The organism is Kribbella sp. (assembly GCF_035687465.1).
In the GTDB taxonomy this organism is placed as follows: Bacteria; Actinomycetota; Actinomycetes; order Propionibacteriales; family Kribbellaceae; genus Kribbella.
In genome coordinates this window covers 1-2,161 of record NZ_DASRXP010000397.1, presented here as the reverse complement: position 1 = coordinate 2,161, position 2,161 = coordinate 1, and the positions used below count along the sequence as shown (strand labels likewise).

Genomic DNA, 2,161 nt, shown 5'->3' with positions numbered 1-2,161 from the left:
CACTGCCGACTCAACGACCGGCACATCCAGTCGCGACTCAGCAGCCACGTCCAAGACGCCGGCAGGCTGAACCTGCCGGGTCGTACAGTCCGATGATCACCGGTGCCGAGGTGTGTTCCTGCGCCGCAACCGAAACGGCCGGAGCCGAATCGAGATGCCTGCGGACGGAATCGCGGTGATGGGTGCCGAAAGATGCTTCAGCCTTTGGGCGTAGGTGAGCCTGGCCCGTGAGGTCTAGGTCGTTTCGAAGGCGGCCATCATGGCCATGTCCTCGTGCTCGAGATTGTGGCAGTGGATGAGGTACTTGCCCTTGTGCTCCCTGAACCGGACCAGCACCTCGACCACCTCGGCCGGCCGGATGTCGACAGTGTCCTTCCAGCCGGCGTCGTACGGGCCGGGTTTCGTCCCGCCACGGCTGATCACCTGGAACGGTGAGAGATGCACGTGCACTGGATGGTGCACGTCGGTGACGAAAGACCAGACCTCGTAGCCGTCCAGCTTCGGCCGGGCCTCCATCCGGCTCGGGTCGAACTGCTTGCCGTTGACCAGCCAACCCTTGTGATTGTCGATGTTGCCGCGCTGGAAGATCCACTTCCGCCGTACAGCGCCCTTCGGCACCCGCAAGGGCTGGTACGACGAGAGCCGAGCGGGCACGGCGCTATCGTCGGAGGCCTTGCGGGCGACCTTGAACCGCATCACCCGGGCGGTCGAATCCTGCCCGATACGGTTCACCAAGGTCACCTCGGTGCCAACGGGGTAGGACGAGAAGTCGACGACCAGGTCGAACCGTTCGGCCGGGGCCAGCACCACCGTGTCGTGCTCGATCGGCTTGTCCAGCAGGCCGCCGTCGCTGCCGATCTGGACCAGCTTCGCCGGGCCGGGGTCGAGTTCCAGTTCGTAGCGCCGGGCGTTGGACGCGTTCAACACCCGGAACCGGTAGCGGGCGGCGTCCACCTCCAGCATCGGCCAGGGAGCGCCGTTCACCAGCACGACGTCGCCGAGGACGCCTTCCATATAGTCGTTCTCGACACCCGGGGTGTTTCGCAACGATGGGTCGAGGGCGGGGTAGCGGAACGAGCCGTCGGCGGCGAATGCCCGGTCGGCGATCACCAGCGGGACCTCGCGGTCGCCGTGCGGCAATGGCAGCGTGTCCTCCTCGGCGTCGCGGATCAGGTGCAGCCCGAACAGCCCGCGGTATACCTGTGGCGCAGTGAAGTCCATCCGGTGGTCGTGGTACCACAGCGTCGCCGCGCGCTGGGAGTTCGGATAGGTGTGCTCACGGCGGACCTGGCTGACGTTGCTGGCGCCGTGGCTTCCGTGCCCCTGGTCCTGCTGGTAGCCCTGCGGCAGCACCAGGTCGAGTGGCCAACCGTCGCTCGCGGCTGGGGTGTGGCCACCGTGCAGGTGCACCGACGTCGGCACCGCCAGCCGGTTGACGTGCTCGACGACGACGCCACGCCCGCTGCGGACGTCGAACGTCGGGCCGGGGAACAGGCCGTCGTACCCGAGGACCTTGGTCCGCAGCCCGGGCAGGATCTCGGTCTCCGCCTCGCGCTGGACGACCTGGTAGTAGTCGACGCCGCCGGCCGTGCGGACCGGCTTCTTCACCGGTGGCACCGGCAACGGCACTGTGAAGGGCTCAGGCAGCCGCGCCTCGCTGCGCAGCACCTCGCCGGTCTGGCCGGGCAGCAGGTCGATACCGCAACCGGGCGCCGTGAGAGCGACACCGGCGCCGAGAGCACCGCCGAGAAAGGTACGCCGGGTGGTGCTCATCCGACCGGCTCCGCCTGCTTCGCCGGACGGGCCACGCGGGCGGCGGCGGTGAACGACCAACCGGTGAACATCAGCACCGTGGTCACGATCGCGGACCCGAGCACTATGTGCATCGTCATGCTCCGGGTCTGGCCGAGCACCATCTGGAGGAACTCCGCTACGAACAGGCCGAGGGTCACGACCACCGGGTAGACCTGGCCGCCACCGAATCGCCAGTACAGCAGGGCGATCACGATCTGAACCATGCTGATCATCCACAGCGTGGACCCGATCGGGCTGTGCACGTTCATCGCGTCCACGTCGCCGGACAGGTAGAAGCCCGCCATCAGCGGCTGGGCCATGACTGCGATCGCATGCACCACGAGGATCGCCCGCAGCAACCAGAGAG

Annotated in this window: 2 protein-coding genes; both read right to left on the bottom strand. The window is 67.5% G+C overall.

From position 1 onward, the window contains the following. Positions 1–234 precede the first annotated feature (234 nt). Entirely contained in the window at positions 235–1,773 is a 1,539-nt protein-coding gene (locus tag VFG33_RS20715) for a multicopper oxidase family protein (protein ID WP_325054562.1), read from the bottom strand. After that, positions 1,770–2,161, bottom strand: a 392-nt coding sequence (locus VFG33_RS20710; protein WP_325054561.1) for a hypothetical protein, incomplete at its 5' end; no start/stop codon positions are given. The genes VFG33_RS20715 and VFG33_RS20710, both read right to left, overlap by 4 nt.